Raw genomic sequence first — 16,363 nt, 5'->3', positions numbered from 1 at the left:
TTGTTCAGTTTCCTTCCGGCGCCTTGGGATCTGCGTCCAAAGCCTCGTCGATACCAGTCAATTGTTCCGGGCGCAGCAGTCCCCTGTTGCCTGCCCTGCGTGCGGTGGCCCGGGCCATGGCCTGGTAGGCGGCGAGGACATCGCCGCCCGCGCCGGCGTCGTACTCCTTCAACGCCTGGGCGTGCGCCGTTACCGTACCCACATCTCCGCGGGCCACCGGGCCGGTCAGTGCGGATTCGCCCGACGCGAGGGCATTTTCCAGCGTGGCGCGCAGCAGCGGACCGAGCATGGATTCCGGTGTCTCAACGCCGATTTCCCGCAGCATCTGCGAGGCCTGGGCCACCAAGGTGACCATGTGGTTCGAGCTGTGTGCAAGGGCTGCGTGATAGAGGGTGCGGTCGGCTTCGGCGATCGCCACGGGCTCGGCTCCCATCTCCACTACGAGCGCCTGGGCAATCGGCAGCATGGCAGCGTCCGCGGTGACGCCGAAAGTGCAGTCCATGAGGCGGGTCAGGTCCAGGCTCATGCCCGTGAAGGTCATGGCCGGGTGAAGGGCCAGTGGAATCGCGCCGGCGGACCGCACAGGGTTGAGGATTCCGACCCCGAACCGGCCCGAGGTGTGGGCCACCAACTGGCCGGGCTGCCAGGCTCCCAGCTTTGCCAGGCCCGCCACCAATTCGCCCAGCGAATCATCCGGCACGGCCAACAGCACCAGCTCGGAACGCTCGACGATGTCCTGGATTTCAAGGATCGGAACGCCCGGCAGCAGATTTTCGGCCCGCTCGCGGCTCGCCTCGGACACAGCGGAAACCCCGACGACGGCGTGCTCGGCCGCGCGCAAAGCCGCGCCCAGGACGGCGCCCACTTTGCCTGCACCTACGATCCCGACTCCGAGTCGTCCTGGCTTAGCCATCGTGGCGGTCCTCCTGGTTAGGTGTTTGGGGTTCTTCTGGCTGTGCTGCCGCTGCGGCAACTTCCGGGGCTTGCGGCGCCACCTGCGCCAGCCATTGTTCGCTGGTCTGCCGCTTCCGTGCCTCCCGGGCACGGGCGGCCTGCTGGTCGAAAAGCTCAACTGCCTGGGACACCCCGGCCTGGAACACGCGGGGAAGCACCGGGCCCGCTGTGGTGTGGAGGACAAGATCAGCCACACCAAAGCGCCGTGCCAGCGGCCCTTGGTGCAACGCCATGGACTGTGTGCGTTGATGCGGCACCATTACCAGGGTGCGCCACCATCGGCCGGACCGGATCAGCAGGGCGGTCCCGGTGGCCAAAAAGCCGTTCCGACGCCAGCCCAACGGAGCCAGCAACCGTGCACGGCGGGGTGTCGTAACGAATCCATCAGTGCCGGCCGGGACGCGGCCCGACGGCGCCAGTCCCTCCAAACCGGCATCAAAGACGGCCGCGGGTTCGTCCACCCCGGGATCCGGCAACACCAAGGACATCATCCGCAGGACGTCCGGTTTCAACCCCACGGGGAGCAGCATGGTGCGGGCAGCGCCGTCGGAATTCCCCGCGGCGCCGTAGCCGGCCACATTGACGTGCATCCGGTACCAACCGAAGAGCCTCCAGATGGGGGGCTGCCTGACCATCACGGCCTGGATACGCCCCGGGGGGAGCGTCTGGGCCTGCGTATCCAGGAGTCCGTAGCGGAGCCGGATGCCGTCCGGCGATATGGCCGCGGTGAAGTTGTAGCCCTTGTTGAATGAACTCCAATACGAAGCGCCGATACCAAGGATGGCGGGGATGAGGGCCAGGAAGATTGCTGTGTTGTCCAGAAGGACCGAGGTTGAGACCACCGCGGCGGCCCCGAGGAGGATGCCCACGGTCTGTTCACTCAGCAGCAGGGAACCGAGGAGGCGCGCCGGAGGCACGGACAGGACAACATGCTCCGGGGCTTCCGGGATCTCCTGCTCCGACCCGGCCCCGCTGACCACACCCGCCGCCCGCGCAAGGATCGTGGCGCGCAGCTGCTTGGCCTGGTCGATGGGAAGGTACGCCAGCCGCACGGCCGACTCGCCGGCGTCGGCCACCTCAAACTTGAGTTCTGCGAGACCGAAAATCCGCGCCAGAAGCGGCTGCACAATGTCGATGGCCTGAACGCGGTCCAGGCGCGCCTGCCGCTGCTGCTTGAACAGGAAACCCGTGTTCACCCGGACAAAGCCTTCGGCCACCTGGTAGCGGGTGAAGTACCAGCTGAGAATGAAACCGCCGACTGTCAGGAGCAGCACCACAGCGCCACCGGCCAGGAGCCACGGCACCCGGCCGCTCAGGTGCGGATCCACAAAATCCCGGCCCTGCAGCATCCGCTCGAAAGCGTCCCTGCTGAAGAAGAACCCGACGGCGGCCAACGCCACCCAGCCGCGGACGAAAGGCGAGGCAGGATGGACCCGCTTCCAGTCGCCGTCGACGGCTTTGTCCGGTAACACCACCGCAGAGTCTCCCGGGCTCACAGCCCGGCCAGCCTGGCTTCTCCGCGGGCCGAAAGCTGTTCGCGCAAGCGGGCGCCTTCCTGGGCGGGAAGGCCGGGGAGCTGGGCATTCGTACCGGTGGAAGCGGTGTGGAGTTTCAGCGTGCACAGCCCCAGGCTGCGCTCAACCGGCCCGACGGCGACGTCAACGTATTGCATGCGGCCGTACGGAACCACCATGGTGCGCTGGAAGAAGATGCCCCGGCGAATGAGCAGGTCATCGTCGCGTTCGGCGTATCCAATGGCACGCACCTGGCGCGGAATGAGGGCCAGACGCCAGAGTGCAAGCACCAGCATCACGGCAGGAACAGCAATGGCCAGCCACAACGGGGGCCACCGCCACCATCCCAGAAGCACGAAGACAAGCGGCAGGCTGAGGACGGCAACCATCAGCACATTTCCGATGGCCCACTCCACCAAGCGGACAGTGACGTACTTGGGGGAAACCCGGAGCCACTGGACGCCGGGAGGATCAATCGCCTCGGTAGGCATATTCGCCTTCGCCTTTGGTTTCGCCCCGGCGGGTTTCAGGACCGGCGGAGCCGCCTTCGATGTCCTCCGGCGGTATCCGGCAAAAACGCTCCACTACCAGGCCGACGACCACCATCACCACACCGCCACCACCCATCAGCAGTGCATTCCACAGGATGCCTTCACCGCTGCGCAGCGTGCCGATCCGCAGGAGGTCCACGCCGATACCCGCATGCCAGCCAAGGAGGAGCGTTCCAGCGTAAGCGCAGGCCTGGGCAAGGATCAGGGTCCTGGCGGCAAGAATCGGATTCAGCATGTTCTTCTTCTTGCCGTTTCGCCACCGCAGGACCCGCACGCCCATGACGAGCGTGAGTCCGGCGATGACACCCATGGTGATCAACGCGGACGTTGGCAGGACAGGGGTGGGCATGCTGAAACGGTTGGTAGAGACAGTGGCCAGCCAGCCTACGACGGCAGCGATGACGGCGATGAGCACCAAAACAACCGGGCGCATGGCTTTCACTGCGGCTCCACCGCCCCTGTGGCCGGTACGCCGGCGACGTCGCCAAAGCCGTCGAACCTGCGGATGTCCGGCATGTCGGCTGCGACGGCGGCCAGTTCAGCCACGCTGTGGCCATTCAGCCGGGCGTGTGGCTCAAGCAGCGACCAGGGGTAGAGCACGAAAGCCCGCTCGGCTGCCCTGGGATGCGGGATGGTGAGGACGGGGTCGTCGCTTGCAAGGTCCCCGAAAACGATGATGTCCACATCCAGGGTCCTGGGACCCCAACGCACTTCACGGGTTCGGTGATGCTTCTGTTCGATCTCGTGGCAATGCTTGAGCAGCTCCAAGGGAGTGAGCGTGGTCTCCACCGCCATGACCATATTCAGGAAATCAGGCTGTCCTTCCGGCCCCCCGACGGCTTTGGTCTGCACCACCGGAGAAACCCCCAGGAGGCGGACCTCCGGCGGATCAACGAGGTCGGCAACGGCCGTGGAAAGAGTGTCGTTGCGCTCCCCCAGGTTGCTGCCCAAAGCCAGAATGACCTTGGTATAGCCAGGGCTCATGATCGCTCCCTGTGGACGCTGACGGTCACATCGCCGAACGGAACCTCAATGGGCGCCTTGGGTTTGTGGACGGTAACGTCGACGGCGGTCACGCTGTAGTTCGCGAGGATGGCCTCGGCGATCCTGGCCGCGAGACCCTCGATCAGGTTCAAGGGCTCGCCCTCGATGTGCTTCGTGATCAACTCGGCGACTTCGCCGTAGTGCGCTGTGTACTGCAGGTCGTCGGTCTCGGCAGCCTTGGTGAAATCCGTGTGCAGCACGGCATCCACGACGAAGGGCTGGCCGTCACGGCGCTCGAAATCGAACACCCCGTGATAACCGACGGCGGTGACGCCGGTCAGCGTAATCCTGTCCACAGCGTTATCCAATCAGCGGGCGATACGGGCGGCAACCTTGACGGCGTCAAGGCTGGGGCCGACGTCGTGGACGCGGACAGCCCAAGCGCCTTGGGCAGCACTCAGAGCGGTGATGGCGGCGGTGGCGGAGTCGCGCTCCAACGGCGCTGCCGACTTGCCGGCCACTGTGAGGAGCGAGCCAAGGAAGCGCTTGCGTGAAGCGGCCACCATCACCTTGTGTCCCAGGACGAACAACTGGTCCAGGTTCTTCAGGAGTTCCCAGTTCTGGTTCTCGTTCTTGGAGAACCCGATACCGGGATCGACGATGATCTGCTCCGGGGCAACGCCGGCGGCATACAGCTTGTCGCGGACGCCGCTGAGCTCGGCCACCACGTCCTCGGTGACGTTGTTGTAGTCCGTCAGGCTGTCCATGGTCAGGGCGTCGCCCCGGCGGTGCGTCAGGATGTACGGGACCTTGGTGCGGGCCACGAGCTCGGGCATATCGGGCTCGATGGTCAGGCCGGACACATCGTTGATGATGGCAGCTCCGGCCTCAACAGCGGCGGCCGCCGTGGAGGTGTGCATGGTGTCGATGCTGACCAGCGCACCGGCCTTCACCAGGGCCTGGATCACCGGCAGCACGCGGCGCTGTTCTTCCTCGGGGGAAACAGGTTCCGCGCCCGAACGGGTGGACTCGCCGCCGACATCGATGATGTCAGCGCCGGCGTAGAACATCCGCAGGCCCAGCGCAATGGCTGTGTCCGGTGTGCGGTGCGTGCCGCCGTCGCTGAAGGAATCCGGGGTGACGTTGAGGATTCCCATGACGAGCGTGCGGTCCGTGGGCAAGTCCTCGAACCTGGCCGCGGGCCGCGGCTTGCGGAGAACCGGCAGCGGGCTTGTGGCCGGGCCGGTTCCGGGTGCTGCAGCGAGGGAGTCCATAAATGCTTACCTTCCGATGATGAGGCTCATGGCCTCGGCGCGGGTGGCCGGGTCATGGAGTTGACCGCGCACCGCGCTGGTGACGGTCTTCGCGCCGGGCTTGCGGATGCCGCGCATGGACATACACATGTGTTCACATTCGACGACGACAATCGCCCCGCGCGGGTTGAGGTGCTTCACCAGGGCCTCCACGATCTGCGTGGTGAGGCGCTCCTGCACCTGCGGCCGGCGGGCGTAGATATCCACCAGCCGTGCCAGCTTGCTGAGGCCGGTCACCTTGCCGTCATGTGACGGAATGTAACCGACATGCGCTACTCCGTGGAACGGCACCAGATGGTGTTCGCACGTGGAGTAGAAGGGAATGTCCTTCACCAGGACAAGCTCTTCGTGGTCGAGGTCGAAGGTGGTGGACAGGACGTCCGCGGGGTGCTGGTGCAGGCCCGCGAACACCTCGGCATAGGCTTTGGCCACGCGCTTTGGCGTGTCCTGCAGCCCGCCACGGTCAGGGTCTTCACCAATTGCCAGCAGGATCTCGCGGACAGCCGCTTCAATGCGCGGACGGTCCACCTTGGAGTGGGCCTTGGAGCCCGTGGCGGAACCGTGGGCGGCGGCGAGGTCGTCGTCGTCGAAATGAGTCACAGCAGAAAGCTTAGCCGTGATGCGGGTGGTCGTTGCCGCCGTCGGGCTGCGGCGCCTGGAAGGAGTCCTGGCTGCTGACGCCCTGTGCGTGCGGAGCTACGGTGTCCAACGGTTCGTCCAGGCGAGCCTTCTTGGCCTCCTCTTGGGCTTCCCGCTCGGCCTTTTCTGCACGGCTTTCCACCGGGGGAATGGACTGGACCGGACGGGATTCCTTGGACAACCAGATCTCGCGGAAATCGCGCTTCCGGATGTCGTGGAAGATCTCGGCGATCTCAGCCTGGTTCAGGGTTTCCCGTTCCAGGAGTTCCAGTGCCAGGCGGTCCAGGACGTCCCGGTTTTCGGTAAGGATGGCGTAGGCCTCGTCGTGTGCCTGGTCGATCAGGCGACGAACTTCCTCGTCCACGACGTACGCGATCTGGTCCGAGAAGTTGCGCTCCTGTGCGGCATCGCGGCCGAGGAACGGCTCGCCGCCACCTTGGCCCAGCTTCACGGCACCGACGCGTTCGCTCATGCCGTACTGCGTCACCATCTTGCGGGCAGTGGAGGTGGCCTTCTCGATGTCGTTGGAGGCACCCGTGGAGGGGTCATGGAACACGATCTCCTCTGCGACGCGGCCGCCCATGGCGTAGGCCATCTGATCGAGCAGCTCGTTGCGGGTGACCGAGTACTTGTCATCCTCGGGGATCACCATGGTGTAGCCGAGTGCACGGCCGCGGGGAAGGATGGTGATCTTGGTGACCGGGGCGGAATTCCGCAGTGCTGCCGCCACCAAGGCGTGGCCGCCCTCGTGGTAGGCGGTGATCTTGCGCTCGAGTTCCTTCATGACGCGGCTGCGCTTTTGCGGGCCGGCCATGACGCGGTCGATTGCCTCGTCCAACGCACGGTCATCAATGAGGTTCGCATTTGAACGGGCGGTCAGCAGCGCGGCCTCGTTCAAGACGTTGGCCAGGTCGGCACCTGTGTAGCCGGGGGTCTTCTTGGCAACAGCCCTGAGGTCGATGCCGGGAGCCATGGGCTTGCCCTTGGCGTGGACATTGAGGATCTGTTCGCGACCGATCATGTCCGGAGCTTCCACGGTGATCTGGCGGTCAAAACGGCCCGGGCGCAACAGTGCGGGGTCCAGGACGTCGGGACGGTTCGTCGCCGCGATGAGAATGACGTTGGTTTTGACGTCGAAGCCATCCATCTCCACAAGGAGCTGGTTCAGGGTTTGCTCACGCTCGTCGTTTCCGCCGCCGATGCCGGCACCGCGGTGACGGCCGACGGCGTCGATCTCATCCACGAAGATGATTGCCGGGGAACTGGCCTTGGCCTGCTCGAAGAGGTCGCGGACGCGGGAGGCACCCACACCGACGAACATCTCCACGAAGTCCGAGCCGGAGATGGAGAAGAACGGAACACCGGCTTCGCCTGCGACAGCACGGGCGAGCAGGGTCTTACCGGTACCCGGAGGGCCGTAGAGCAGCACACCCTTGGGGATCTTGGCGCCGACCGCCTGGAACTTCGCCGGTTCCTGGAGGAATTCCTTGATTTCCTGGAGCTCTTCCACGGCCTCGTCAGCACCGGCGACGTCGGAGAACGTCACCTGGGGCATGTCCTTGTTGACCAGCTTGGCTTTGGACTTGCCGAACTGCATGACCTTGGAGCCGCCGCCCTGCATGCGGGACAGCAGGAACCAGAACAGGACACCGAGCAACAGCACCGGGATAAGGAGCGAGAACAGGCCGGAGAACCAGTTGTTCTCGACGGGCTGGTCAGTAAAGCCCTTGTCCGGGTTGGCGTTGGTAACAGCCTTCACGACATCCGGACCACGATCCGTGACGTAGAAGAACTGGACGTTCTTGCCCTTGTCCTGTCCATCCAGGTTCAGGTTGTCCTTCAGCACCAAGTCGACGCGGTTCTCGGCGTCGAAGATCTTGGCCTGCTCGACCTTGCCGCTTTGCGACAGCAGATCCAGGCCTTCCTTGGTGTCAATGCGTGTGGAACCGCCCGGAGCCAGTGTTGCGAATGCCACCAGGAGCAAGCCAACGACGACAACAATCCAGATGCCCGGGCCCTTGAAGAAACTCTTAGCTTTCATCTGATCGGGGTTTTGCCCCGTCCCTCCTGGTAGTGCTGCAAGGCGCAACTTCTGCGCGCGAGTGGTGCTGCTTCGGTTTCAAGCTATACACCGTTCCCAGTAATTCACGCACTGGAAAGTCCAAAAGTTCCCTCTGGGCGTACACAGGATACTCGCGGTGGGCTCGAGTGGACAGGGTTTGTTGCTGGTTCGTTCAGGCCGCAGCGACGGGGAGGACCAGCAAGTAGCCGGTCGGGAGTCCGCTGCTCCAGCGTCGGGGCTCCCGGACCACGAACTGCGTGGCCAGCTGCTCCGGACTGAGCAGGCTGTTGGGCTCGGGCGATGGCCCCCACTGCCCGCTGCCGTATGGGTACAGCGGATCCATGACGTGAATCCCCGTTACCTTGAAGTCCGGGAACTGGGCGGGATCGCCCATCGATTCGAATCCGCTCATGACCCACGCGTGGCGGCCGCTCCACATGACCAGGCCAACCGGTCGCCCGGTACCCGCCATGGCGCGCGCAGCCGTTTGCAGGGCGCCGCCATAATCCGCGACGCTCACCACCGTGTACGGCCCCATGCCGGATTCGGTCAGCACCTGCGCCCAACCGAACGGGTTGGCACCGTTGAACGAGTCGGATGATCTGGCCCTTGCCATCTCCCACAGCTGACCCTGCTGCGCAGAGTCGGTCCAGGAAGCCCCCCCGGTGTCGTCAAGGAGGTTGTGGGCCATCTGGACGCTCGCCGCAACGCACCAATCGAAGGTGTACTGCGGTACGAAGTCACCCGCCTGGTACAGGTTGAACGCGAACGGCTGGGGAATCGCCGGAGGCGCCGCCGGGACGGGGGGCGCAGCTGGGATTGAAGCCACAGCCGGAGCGGGAGGTTGGGTGTTCGTAGACGGGACCGCGGCGGTTTCCCTTGCAGTCGGCATGGCGGAAGAGGTCACGACCGGCTGGCCGGCATCGGTCCCGGGGAGGTCGACGGCGGGAGTGCAGGCCGTGAGGAGCGTCGCCATGACGGCAAGCCAGGTCAGAAGACGGGCAGAAGCACCGGTCATGGTTCAGTTTAGCCCCGGCAAGCGGAGAGGCGGCAGGCCCGGCCAAGCCAAAGATCAACCACCCAGGCCATTCGCACCCTTTAAGCAGCAACGCCGCGCCCCTTCCGCCAAAGGCACCAGGTTGCAGGTGCGGTCGGCGGAAAGTGGCGCGGCGAAGCGGGAACCGGGTGGTTACTCGTAAACGTGCGGGGCCAGGGTGCCCACGAAGTCGAGGTTGCGGTACTTCTCGGCGTAGTCCAGGCCGTAGCCGACAACGAACTCGTTGGGAATGTCGTAGCCGACGTACTTGACGTCGATTTCCACCTTGGCGGCGGTCGGCTTCCGGAAAGCGGTGCAGATCTCGACGCTGGCGGTACCGCGGGATTCGAGGTTCGACTTCAGCCAGGAAAGAGTGAGGCCGGAATCGATGATGTCCTCAACAATGAGCACGTCTTTGCCCATGAGGTCGGTGTCGAGGTCCTTGAGGATCCGGACGACGCCGGAGGACTGGGTGCCGGAGCCATAGGACGAGACAGCCATCCAGTCCATGCTGACGTGGCTGTGCAGTGCGCGGGCAAGGTCAGCCATGACCATGACCGCACCCTTGAGGACCCCGACAATGAGGATGTCGCGGCCTTCGTAGTCCTTGTCGATCTGCGCTGCGAGTTCCGCGATACGCGTTTGGATCTGCTCTTTGGTGTAAAGAACGTGCTTGAGATCTGCCTGGACGTCGTTTGAATCCACCAATGGCTCCTGTTTTGATGCTCGGGTGCGGCTACTGCTGGGACGGTTTCTGATGCCGGAATACTAGCTTCCCACAGCGCGCGGCTTCGCGGGGACCGGCGTTGGCCGAATCACCGGTCGCATCCGCCGGCGGAGCGCCCGCGGAAACGGTCCTTTCCTGCGCCAGATCGCTGAGGGACAGACGTGAAACGCTGACGTGGCCGGGAAGCTGCACGGGCCCGGCCGACCCCTGCCTGCGCAGCAGGGCTTCCGCGGCTTGAAGCCGACCGTACCCGGGTTGTTGACCCCCGACGTCGGCTGCAGCCTTGGCGATGACCCGGAACCTTAGCGCCGGCGGAAGTCCGCGGACGGTGTCCTCCGGCAGCCAGACGCCCCCATCCTCACGATGGACGAGTGAGAGATAGGTCTCGTTGGCCAAATCCTCGAGGAAATCCGCATCCTGCTGAAGGATCGCCGCAGTCCGGGCCAGGGATTCAGCCACCCCGGGCCCAAGCTTTTCTTCGAGGACCGGCATGACTTCCACGCGTGTCCTGGAGCGGGCGAAGGCGGGATCGGCGTTGCTCGGATCGTGCCAGGGGTCCAGTTCCTCGACGTCGCAGATCTCCACTGTTTCCTGGCGGCGGAGACCGAGGAATGGGCGGAGAAGCCGGCCGCGGGCAGGGCGCATGCCCGCCAAGGAGCGTGTCCCGGAACCCCGGGCCAGGCCCAGGAGCACCTGTTCAGCCTGGTCATCCAAGGTATGGCCGAGCAGGATCGCATCACACCCCAGGTCATCGGCGGCGGATTCAAGGGCCGCATGCCGGGCGTCCCGCGCTGCGGCCTCGGGGCCATACCCGGTTGCTGCGACGTCCACTGTCCGCACTTCCACGGGAGAAAGCCCCAGCTCGCGCAAAACAGATGCGGTCCTGGCAGCTACTTCCGCCGATCCGTCCTGCAGTTGATGGTCAACCACGACGGCGGCAACGGACACCGGATGCCCATCCACGTGGCCGCGCCTGCCGAAATAGGCTGCAATGGCTGCGAGCGCCAGGGAATCCGGACCTCCGCTGCAGGCCACGAGCACCCGCGCGGGGTACCCGGCAGCGGCGAGGGCGTTCTGCAACTGTTTCCGTGCTTTGCCGACGACTGGCGCCAGTCGTCCGGGCCGGCGTCGTCCTTTGCCTGCTGAACCCACCCCGGAACCTGAACCAGCACCGGAACCGGCCGGAAGGCTCAAAGGCCCATCCGCTCTAGCCACAGCCGGGAGTTATGGATTTCTTCTTCGGTGGGCAAGTACTCTGCGGATTCCCAGACCTTGTTGAAGCCTTCCATCCCGGCCACGGCAACAACTTCGCGGACGAATTTGGCGCCGTCGGTGTACTGGCGCATCTTGGCATCCAGGCCGAGGAGGTTGCGGATGAACTTCTCCACAACGCCCCGGTCCTTGCCGCGGTCGTTAAAGCGCTGGCGGATGGTCTTCACGGAGGGGACGATGCTGGAATCGACGGCATCCATCACGACGTTGGCGTGGCCCTCGAGGAGGCTCATGACAGCGGTGATGTGGGAGAGGGACGCTTTTTCTTCGGGATTCTGCAGGAGGTCCAGAATGGCGCCACGGCCCGGAGTCTTCTCTGTGGGATTGCGGTCCCGGAGGGACTTGGCCACTGCGCCGGCCCGTTCAACGAGGGAGTCCATGTTGCCCAGGAGGTTGCCGCTGAGTTTCTCGATTTCGTCGAGCATGTGGTGCCTGAGCCAGGGTGCGGCCGCGAACTGGACGCGGTGCGTTTGCTCGTGGAGGCACACCCAAAGGCGGAAGTCGTCCGGGTGGACGTTGAGTTCGCGTTCCACGGAGATGATGTTCGGCGCCACAAGCAGGAGGCGGCCGCCCGGGGGCACAGTGGAATCGGGTGCCAGGGCAGCGAAGGGATCATACTGGCCGAGCACTTTGCTGGAGAGGAAGGCCAGTACGGCGCCGAGCTGGGTTCCGGTGATGGCCCCGCTGGTTGCAGCTGCCGCCGGTGTCATGGCAACCCCGCTGCGGCTTTCCAGCATCTTCTTCAGCGCAGGCTGGAGCATCACCGAAAAACTCTGGGTATTGGCCTTGGACCACGAGGCCCGGTCCACCACCAGGACATGGGAATCGCGCAGGTCCCGCGCGGCGTCCAGCCCTGTGATGTCGTGCACGTGGGGCACGGAGATATCCGCATTGAAGCGCAGGTTCTCTACCGCCTTGCCGATTTCCCCGGCGCTGAGCTCAGGGCCGGAGGGGGCAAGCCGGGCAGCCGTAGCGGCGGCCAGATCCCAATTGATCAGGGACTGGGCCCCTGCTGACGATTCGCGGGCAGATGACACCATACGGTCCATCACACCACACGTGGCTGACAGTGAACCCTTAAGTTCGCTGGACGCGGAGCTTTCAGCCCCGGCAGCCGCAGGAGGCCAGTACGGACGCGGATCGGTCCATGGCCACTTTGTTGCCGGCCGCACCGGGGTCCAGCCCGTTGCCGATGAAGGAGAACACCAGGAGCCGTCCGTCCGCATCCACCACATAACCGCTCAGGGCGATGACGGTGTTGAGGGTTCCGGTCTTGGCGCGGACCAGTCCCGCTCCCCCGGCGGTGCTGGCGTCGCCGTACCTGTCGTTGAGGGTGCCGGTGAGTCCTGCAACGGGAAAACCGTCCAGGGCTGAACGAAGCGCAGGATCCGGACCACTGGTGATGGCCCGGACGACCTCGGCGAACTGCCGGGCACTGACCTGGTTCTCCAACGCCAGTCCCGAAACGTCGGCCAGCTGCATTGAGTCCGTGGCGATACCCAACTCCCCCAGCCTTTGCCGCACGGCTGCAGTGGCGGCGTCGTACGTGGTTTCCTTGCCGCTGGCGGCAGCGGTCATCCGCCCCAGGGCCTCGGCCAGGAAGTTATCGGAGGTCTCCAGCATCAGGTCCACTTGCTCGCTGACCGTGGCGGATTCAGCGGTGGCCAGGACTTTGGTGGGGAGGCCTTTGGCGCGTTCGACGCCGGGACTCACCACGACGCCGGCCGCCGCCAACTGCTCCGCGAAAGCCTGGGCGGTGGTCATGGCAGAGTCCTGGGGCCTGGGACCTGTTTGAACGCCGGGTGAATAGCGTCCGGAGTTCAGCGCGAGGGAATACAAGGGAGCGGTTTCGCCGGCCGCCACGTCGTCGAGGCTCCAGGCCGGGTTCAGGGCCGGTCCGGTGAAGAGGGAGTCGTCCACCTTCACCGTGATGGGGCCCTGCACGCCCGCTGCGGCCAGGGCTGTCGCAGTGTCCGCGGCCAGGGAAGCCAGGCCGGCACGTCCAAGAATGGCGGAAGGGTCGGAAGCGGACGCACCCAGCAGCACGTCCCCGCCGCCGGTCAGGACCACTGTGGAGGGATTGTCGGATCCGAGAACCTTGGTGGTGAACCCCGCGTCAGGCCCGAGTGCCTTCAGGGCTGCGACGGCGGTCAACAATTTCATGTTGGACGCCGGGATCCTGTTGGCGTTGGCGTCGCGGTCGAACAGGACCTTCCCCGTGATGGCGTCGATGACCATGCCGCTGATGTTGCCCGCGCCATCTGGTTTCAGGGTCCCGTCCAGGAGCCGGGACACTTCGGACGTCAGGGGGACGGGCGCTTTGTCATCCAGGGGCAGCAGCGCGCTGGAGCCGGACAGTTGCGTGGGTTGCTGCTGCCACGCGGGGATCGACGGCGAAGGCCGGGGAACACTGAACAACCCGGGCGCCATTCCGGACACCACGACGGCGCCGACACAGAGCAGGACAACTGCCAACAGCACCGGCCACATCAAGCGCCCCCACACCGTGGGCACCCTCTTCCGGGAACCCCCGTTTTTAACGCCCATCATGGAAGTTGCTTGGTCCTGTCAGTCCTGAAATGTCCCCGCCGGTTCAAGAAACCCGGGCCTCTCGCTATATCCTCAATAGTAGTCGGCGGCACCGGCTGTACTTTTGCCTGCCGCCAGCCCCGGGCTAAGCAGCCTGCCTGAGGCACCGTCACCTGTGGCGGCCGCTTCGGCGGAGCAACGCCCCACCCTCACCCGTCAAGGAGCATTCCATGAAGCACGACGTGACCATCGAGATCCCCAAGGGATCGCGCGTCAAGTACGAAGTTGACCACGAAACCGGCCGTGTCCGCCTGGACCGCGTCCTGTTCACCTCCATGCAGTACCCCACGCACTACGGTTTCTTCGAGAACACCCTGGGCGAAGACGGCGACCCGCTGGACGCACTGGTGCTCCTGCAGGACTTCGACCTCCACCCGGGCGTCATCGTTGAATCCCGCCCCATCGGCGTCTTCAACATGACCGACGACGGCGGCGGAGATGCCAAGGTCCTTTGCGTTCCCGTTGACGCACGCTTCGACCACATCCAGGAAGTCAGCGACGTCAGCGAATTCCTGATCAAGGAAATCGAGCACTTCTTCACCCGTTACAAGGACCTGGAGCCCGGCAAGTGGGTCAAGGCCGAGGGTTGGGGCGACCGCGCCGCCGCCGAAGCCGAGCTGGAAGCCTCCATCAAGCGCTACGTTCCGGCCGCAGGCCACTAACGCAGACCACGACGGCGGTTGGCGGGGTTCCCTGGAACCCCACCAACCGCCGTCGTGCTTTTAAAGCAACGCGGGGTCACTTATGGCCCATTCGGGAGTCGAACATGGGCCATAAGTGACCCCGCGTTGCTTTGATGGGCATGACTACCCATCGCGGGAGCTTGCCCGGCCCCCTAGGCTGGGATGAGACTTTTCGATGCTTGCACACAGGGGGTTCCATATGGCTGGGTTTTACGGCGCGGATATCGCGCAACTTCGCAGTCTGGCGGGTGTGATGGGCAAAGCCGCCGACGCCATCAGCCTGCAAAGCACGCAGCTGTCCAACGCGATCAATTCCACGACAGCCTGGCAGGGCCGCGACGCCACGGTCTTCAAGGGTGACTGGAACAGCCAGCACCGGCAGAGCCTGGTCAAGGCCGCCAACATGCTCCGGGAAAACGCGAGCCAGCTGAAGAAGCACGCCAACCAGCAGGAATTCGCCAGCCACAATGACGGCTCGGGCACGTCGGTGGGCGTCCTCAAGGATGTCTACGACACCGCCATGGGCGCCAAAGGTGTGGCTGCTCCGCTGTGGACGGCCTTCAAGTACCTCCTTCCGGTCAAGCCGGACGCCGCCGGAAATGTCATCCCCCGGCACCTGCGGTACGGGCAGACCAAAGAGATCCTGACCAACTGGCGCGCCGGTGGCAGCGTGCTGCGGGACGGCATCACCGCGCTGCGCAACGGCGAAAAGGTCACGGACGTCATCACCGACCTCAAAGCCAACATCCCGTACAGCACGGCATTCCAGGAGGCGAGCAAGTTCTCCAAGGGGCTCCGGATCGCCGGGGCTGTCGCTGCACCACTGAACATCGTGGGCGGCATCAGCGACATGATCAGCCCCCAGCATGACGGTTGGCGCGGAACCGGCGACAGGGTTGCCGGCGGGCTGTCCGTGGTGGGCGGCGTGGGCAGCATCATGCTCATGACGGCCGGCGGCGCGGCCCTTCTGGGTCCCATCGGTGCGCCGATCGTCATTGGTGCCGGGCTGGTTGCCGGAGCGTGGGCGCTGGGCAACCTGGTGGCTGACAATTGGGATTCCATCTCCAACTTTGCCCGCAACCCCGGCAGTTACATTGCCGACGGCGCCAAGGAAGTGGGCAATTTCGCCAAGGATGTAGGCAGTAAGGTGGCAGACGGAGTCAGTAATGCCGCCAAGTCGGTCGGAAACTTTGTCGGAGGGATATTCGGATGACAACGAGCACCATGAATTGGACCGAACGGGATGTCCAGGCCGCAGCCAAGGTCCTGGCATCAGCCAGCGCCATCGGAGCGCCCCTGCCCACGCTGACCGATGAGGAAGTCGTGGCACTGGACGGCGTCCAGCACGAGCAACTGGTGGCATTGCCGTGGCTTTCAGCCCAGGACGCCAACAAGGACATCATGTGCGCCGTGGCCTTGCGCGGGCTGCTCGCCAAGGAACTCGTCTACCCGGTGATCTTTGAAGGCGAAATGGAACCCTCCCGTTTGCACGCCACGGAGGAAATCACCGGCGCCCTGACCCTTCGCCGCAGCGGCAGCAACGTTGTTTCCGTTGAACGGACCGTCTCCACCGGCAAGCGCTGGCTGTACGGCTACGTCCATGACGAAGGCGTCCTGCTGGAGGAAGTGGACGAAGGCGGCCTTCACGGCTTCACCGTTGTCACCCGGGACCAACTGGTACCGCGCCTCGCCGAATTCGTGGATCCCGAGCACGCGGCCGCCCGCGACTCGGACCCTGCGGTGTACACGGAAGCCCAGTTCGAGGCCCATGCCGCCACGGCCCTGGCCGATACGCAGGCCGCAAGCAACGTTGTTGCGTTCAACTCCGACACCAATGAATTTCCTACCGTCACCGTTTACACCGGCCCGTCCGGCGTCCACGTTCTGACGCCTCGCGTGGAGGGCTCGCAGGAGCCCGGCCTTCCGGAGCAGGGCGAGGGCGTTTCCTTCGAACTGAAGGAAACATCTGCCCCGTCCCTGGCCCGCGTCCTGGGCGGACTTGCCGGGCTGGCCTGATCTCCCGCACCCAAGCCGCAACC

17 protein-coding genes are annotated in these 16,363 nt (G+C 64.9%); 3 read left to right on the top strand and 14 right to left on the bottom strand.

Features of this window, described 5'->3' with window-relative positions; genetic code table 11:
• Positions 1-4: 4 nt before the first annotated feature.
• From HMI60_RS00845 to dacB, 14 genes are all read right to left on the bottom strand, one after another.
• On the bottom strand, positions 5-913 hold the full coding sequence (locus HMI60_RS00845; RefSeq protein WP_018778335.1) for a Rossmann-like and DUF2520 domain-containing protein: 909 nt from the start codon (positions 911-913) through the stop codon (positions 5-7).
• Positions 906-2,450, bottom strand: a complete 1,545-nt coding sequence (locus HMI60_RS00840; RefSeq protein WP_227453627.1) for a PH domain-containing protein — start codon at positions 2,448-2,450, stop codon at positions 906-908. The genes HMI60_RS00845 and HMI60_RS00840 overlap by 8 nt, the downstream gene beginning before the upstream one ends.
• Positions 2,447-2,959, bottom strand: a complete 513-nt coding sequence (locus HMI60_RS00835) for a PH domain-containing protein (RefSeq protein ID WP_018778337.1) — start codon at positions 2,957-2,959, stop codon at positions 2,447-2,449. The genes HMI60_RS00840 and HMI60_RS00835 overlap by 4 nt, the downstream gene beginning before the upstream one ends.
• Positions 2,940-3,461 carry a DUF3180 domain-containing protein gene (locus tag HMI60_RS00830; protein WP_018778338.1) on the bottom strand — a complete coding sequence of 174 codons (522 nt, stop codon included), beginning with the start codon at positions 3,459-3,461 and terminating at the stop codon, positions 2,940-2,942. The genes HMI60_RS00835 and HMI60_RS00830 overlap by 20 nt, the downstream gene beginning before the upstream one ends.
• Positions 3,458-4,003: a 2-amino-4-hydroxy-6-hydroxymethyldihydropteridine diphosphokinase gene (gene folK / locus HMI60_RS00825; protein WP_055976521.1), complete on the bottom strand. Its 546-nt coding sequence runs from the start codon at positions 4,001-4,003 to the stop codon at positions 3,458-3,460. The genes HMI60_RS00830 and folK overlap by 4 nt, the downstream gene beginning before the upstream one ends.
• Entirely contained in the window at positions 4,000-4,359 is a 360-nt protein-coding gene (gene folB, locus HMI60_RS00820; protein ID WP_193590379.1) for a dihydroneopterin aldolase, read from the bottom strand. Before folB ends, folK begins: the two co-directional genes overlap by 4 nt.
• 12 nt (positions 4,360-4,371) lie before the next feature.
• Positions 4,372-5,277: a dihydropteroate synthase gene (gene folP / locus HMI60_RS00815; protein ID WP_018778341.1), complete on the bottom strand. Its 906-nt coding sequence runs from the start codon at positions 5,275-5,277 to the stop codon at positions 4,372-4,374.
• 6 nt (positions 5,278-5,283) lie between these two features.
• Positions 5,284-5,916, bottom strand: a complete 633-nt coding sequence (gene folE / locus HMI60_RS00810) for a GTP cyclohydrolase I FolE (protein ID WP_018778342.1) — start codon at positions 5,914-5,916, stop codon at positions 5,284-5,286.
• A gap of 10 nt (positions 5,917-5,926) precedes the next feature.
• Positions 5,927-7,996: an ATP-dependent zinc metalloprotease FtsH gene (gene ftsH / locus HMI60_RS00805; protein WP_018778343.1), complete on the bottom strand. Its 2,070-nt coding sequence runs from the start codon at positions 7,994-7,996 to the stop codon at positions 5,927-5,929.
• Positions 7,997-8,189: 193 nt separating this feature from the next.
• Positions 8,190-9,035, bottom strand: coding sequence for a hypothetical protein (locus HMI60_RS00800; protein WP_064723247.1), 846 nt, complete (start codon positions 9,033-9,035; stop codon positions 8,190-8,192).
• Positions 9,036-9,206: 171 nt separating this feature from the next.
• Positions 9,207-9,758, bottom strand: a complete 552-nt coding sequence (gene hpt / locus HMI60_RS00795; RefSeq protein ID WP_011772910.1) for a hypoxanthine phosphoribosyltransferase — start codon at positions 9,756-9,758, stop codon at positions 9,207-9,209.
• Between the two features lie 31 nt (positions 9,759-9,789).
• Positions 9,790-10,860 (bottom strand): tRNA lysidine(34) synthetase TilS, encoded by a 1,071-nt coding sequence (gene tilS / locus HMI60_RS00790; RefSeq protein ID WP_055976800.1) that lies wholly within the window; start codon positions 10,858-10,860, stop codon positions 9,790-9,792.
• Positions 10,861-10,970: 110 nt separating this feature from the next.
• Entirely contained in the window at positions 10,971-12,092 is a 1,122-nt protein-coding gene (locus HMI60_RS00785) for a zinc-dependent metalloprotease (protein WP_018778346.1), read from the bottom strand.
• Between the two features lie 61 nt (positions 12,093-12,153).
• Complete coding sequence (dacB, locus tag HMI60_RS00780) at positions 12,154-13,599, bottom strand: D-alanyl-D-alanine carboxypeptidase/D-alanyl-D-alanine-endopeptidase (protein WP_193591108.1); 1,446 nt, start codon at positions 13,597-13,599, stop codon at positions 12,154-12,156.
• 212 nt (positions 13,600-13,811) lie between these two features.
• Between dacB and HMI60_RS00775 the strand changes: the two genes are divergently transcribed.
• The 3 genes from HMI60_RS00775 (at position 13,812) to HMI60_RS00765 (ending at position 16,340) form a co-directional block, all read left to right on the top strand.
• Entirely contained in the window at positions 13,812-14,303 is a 492-nt protein-coding gene (locus HMI60_RS00775; protein ID WP_039239147.1) for an inorganic diphosphatase, read from the top strand.
• A gap of 220 nt (positions 14,304-14,523) precedes the next feature.
• A complete protein-coding gene (locus HMI60_RS00770; RefSeq protein WP_018778349.1) occupies positions 14,524-15,537 on the top strand; it encodes a hypothetical protein in 1,014 nt (337 codons plus the stop codon).
• The gene (locus HMI60_RS00765; protein WP_193590378.1) at positions 15,534-16,340 is read left to right on the top strand and encodes a hypothetical protein; all 807 of its coding nucleotides are present in this window, start codon (positions 15,534-15,536) and stop codon (positions 16,338-16,340) included. The genes HMI60_RS00770 and HMI60_RS00765 overlap by 4 nt, the downstream gene beginning before the upstream one ends.
• Positions 16,341-16,363 lie beyond the last annotated feature (23 nt).

This window comes from Paenarthrobacter sp. YJN-D (assembly GCF_015040335.1).
GTDB lineage: Bacteria > Actinomycetota > Actinomycetes > Actinomycetales > Micrococcaceae > Arthrobacter > Arthrobacter nicotinovorans.
The sequence above is the reverse complement of the archived record's forward strand: the minus strand, read 5'-3'. Positions and strand labels throughout refer to the sequence as shown.